Source organism: Paenibacillus forsythiae T98, from assembly GCF_000520735.1.
Classification (GTDB): Bacteria; Bacillota; Bacilli; order Paenibacillales; family Paenibacillaceae; genus Paenibacillus_AQ; species Paenibacillus_AQ forsythiae.
This window is the reverse complement of the sequence record NZ_ASSC01000543.1, coordinates 1-2,613: the sequence shown is the minus strand read 5'-3', so window position 1 is coordinate 2,613 and position 2,613 is coordinate 1. Positions and strand designations below refer to the sequence as shown.

Sequence of the window (2,613 nt, the reverse complement as noted above, 5' to 3'; positions counted from 1 at the left end):
GGGTCTACCGCGCCGACCTTGATGATCGAGCCTTCCGGAGCGAGGTTGCCGTACAGAACGGACAATCCGCCGACCGGTGAATAAGGGTTGTCCAGCGTATGGATAACGCTCGTATCCTGAATTTCCTGTCCGCTGACATTCTCGGCCAGCGTCTTGCCGCTGACGGTCATGCACTCGCCAAACAGCGTACCCGGCTTCTTCATTAGCTCGTTCAGCACGGCGCTGACGCCGCCCGCCCGGTCCACATCTTCAATGAAGATATCCGAGGCCGGAGCCAGCTTGGCCAGGTACGGCACGCGGTTGGCTACTTCGTTGATCCGCTCCAGCGGGTATTCAATGCCGGCTTCCTGCGCCAGCGCGAGAGTATGCAGCACTGTGTTGGTCGAGCCGCCCATGGCCATATCAAGGGCGAACGCGTTATCAATCGACTCTTTGGTCACGATATCGCGCGGCTTCAGGTCCAGCTTGATCAGCTCCATCAGTTGCTTGGCGGACTTGCGCACAAATTCCTTGCGTTCTTCCGCAACGGCAAGAATCGTGCCGTTGCCCGGCAGGGCAAGGCCCAGCGCTTCGGCCAGACAGTTCATGGAATTGGCGGTGAACATGCCGGAACAGGAGCCGCAGGTCGGACAGCCGTATTGTTCCAGCTCAAGCAGCTCGGCGTCGTTGATCTTGCCGACCTGATGGGCGCCTACGCCTTCAAATACGGAAGTCAGCGACAGCTTGCGGCCTTTGCTGTCGACCCCGGCCTTCATCGGACCGCCGCTGACGAAGATGGTCGGGATGTTGACGCGCAGTGCGCCCATCATCATGCCCGGCGTAATCTTGTCGCAGTTCGGGATGCAGACCATGCCGTCGAACCAGTGCGCGGATACGACCGTTTCGAGGGAGTCGGCGATAATCTCGCGGCTGGGCAGCGAGTAGCGCATGCCGATATGTCCCATCGCGATGCCGTCGTCAACGCCGATGGTATTGAATTCGAAAGGAACGCCGCCCGCTTCGCGGATCGCTTCCTTGACGATTTTGCCAAATTCCTGAAGATGCACATGACCCGGCACGATATCAATGTAGGAGTTGCAGACTGCGATAAACGGTTTGCCGAAATCCTCATCCTTAACTCCGGCCGCCCGCAGCAGACTGCGGTGCGGAGCCCGGTCGAAGCCCTTTGTGATCATGTCTGAACGCATTTTCTTGGCTGCCATACTAAATAGTTCCCCCTTATTATTCGATTGCAATTCCAATATTTTGCCGCATTAACGCGCTGCTCTCTGAAGAGCCGCGAAGCCGCGGTTTATAGAAAGAACAGGGTCCAGCTCTGGGAAAGAGGGTGGTCGACGCCGTTTCTATAAAAATAGTCTCCAAAAAAGACTCTGGGCAGTTTTTTTCCTATTAATAGAGTCTACCATAAAGAGCCGTTTTTTTCTACCGGGCGATGTTAAGTTTATCACAAACAGGCGCATGAAGTCACTAGGGATCAGGCCGGGCGCGGCAAGTGCCGAAGGTTGTTTGCGTGTATCGATTCCTCTATAATTTTCCTTAGATTCAAGCAGAGTGCGCGATATGCCCGGGAGTGGACAACTTGATAAAAAAACGAACGAAGCGCGGCTTTATTATATTATTGGCGCTTGTCGCGGCCGCGGCGCTGGCTCTTCGGTTCTACTTAAAGCCTTACGCCCCGGAAGGCCGGGCCGAAACGGCCCTTGTCTCCGGCGGGGGAATCCTCGTGGAGCGCAACGCCAACTGGATTTCCTTCGAGCCTTCCGCAAAGGGCGGGACAGGCATCATATTCTATCCGGGAGGTCTGGTCGAGGCCGAAGCCTATGCGCCGCTGGCCAGACGGCTGGCCTCGGCCGGACATTCCGTCTATATCGCCCGCATGCCGCTCAATCTCGCGGTAACCCGGAGCGACGCGGCGGAGGACATTATCCGTGTGCATCCGAAGCTGTCTTTTGTGCTGGGTGGCCATTCTATGGGAGGCGTGATGGCTTCGCGCTTCGCCGCCAGGCATCCGGACAAATTGACCGGCGTCTTCTTCCTTGCCTCTTATCCGGACGAGAAAGGGAGTCTGAAAGCATCGACACTTGCGGCGCTGTCGGTGCTGGGCACCGAGGACAAGGTGCTCGACAGAAAGAAATACCGTGAAGGCAGAGCTTATCTGCCGGACAACACGGTATATTACTCGCTTGAAGGAGGCAACCATGCCCAGTTCGGGAGCTACGGACCGCAGAAGGGAGACGGAAAGGCAACGATTTCCGAGGAACGGCAGCAGGCCGAAACGGTGCGTGCGCTGCTGGATTGGATGAACAATCTGCGCTAGTCCCGGAGGGATAAGACGGCTCTGTAGCCGCCTGGTTCTGTGCGGACCGACGGCAGATTGAAAGTACATAAGGACGGAGGGGAGAAGCGCAAGTGCCTGTATTGCATGTCAACGGCATCTCGGTGCCCTGCACTGCCATCCTGTTCGACAAGGACGGCACGCTGCTTGATCTGATGGAAATGTGGGGAACATGGGCGGAGTCCGTGCTCCGGGACATGGAGACGCAAATGGCGCTGATCGGCGCGGGCTTTACGGGCGGCAAGAACCTGCTGCTCGGCACCGTGCAGGATGCGAAA

At 57.3% G+C, this 2,613-nt stretch carries 2 protein-coding genes and 1 pseudogene; 2 read left to right on the top strand and 1 reads right to left on the bottom strand.

Annotated elements, in window-relative coordinates:
- Positions 1-1,202: dihydroxy-acid dehydratase domain-containing protein (locus tag L692_RS0116930; RefSeq protein WP_025701298.1), on the bottom strand; the 1,202-nt coding region annotated here is incomplete at its 3' end.
- A gap of 368 nt (positions 1,203-1,570) precedes the next feature.
- Here L692_RS0116930 and L692_RS0116925 point away from each other — a divergent pair.
- Both L692_RS0116925 and L692_RS29170 read left to right on the top strand, forming a co-directional pair.
- Positions 1,571-2,317, top strand: a complete 747-nt coding sequence (locus L692_RS0116925) for an alpha/beta fold hydrolase (protein WP_312000705.1) — start codon at positions 1,571-1,573, stop codon at positions 2,315-2,317.
- Between the two features lie 92 nt (positions 2,318-2,409).
- Positions 2,410-2,613, top strand: a pseudogene (locus tag L692_RS29170) (HAD family hydrolase); the annotation flags it as partial.